Origin of the sequence: Streptomyces sp. GbtcB7, assembly GCF_019091445.1 — a bacterium.
Lineage (GTDB): Bacteria > Actinomycetota > Actinomycetes > Streptomycetales > Streptomycetaceae > Streptomyces > Streptomyces mirabilis.
In genome coordinates, this window is record NZ_JAGXJM010000741.1 from 1 (window position 1) to 231 (window position 231).

Consider the following 231-nt stretch of genomic DNA (forward strand, 5'->3'; position numbering starts at 1 on the left):
AGTAATGCGCCGTTCGGCTCCCAGGGCGGGGGCCGCGGCCCTCGCCGGACCGGGGCCGGAGCAGACCGCTGCTCCGGCTTCGGCCCCGGCCCCCGCTGCAGCCGCGCAACCGCTGCGCACCGCGTTCGAGTTCGTGCTGCCGCGCGGATACGTGGACGACTCCGGCACCGGGCACCGGCACGGCGTGATGCGGCTCGCCACCGCTCGCGACGAGCTGGTCCCCCTGCGGGA

Annotated in this window: 1 pseudogene; it reads left to right on the forward strand. The window is 77.1% G+C overall.

The window, feature by feature from the left end:
- Nucleotides 1-4 precede the first annotated feature (4 nt).
- A pseudogene (locus tag KVT44_RS57415) lies at nt 5-231 on the forward strand (hypothetical protein); the annotation flags it as partial.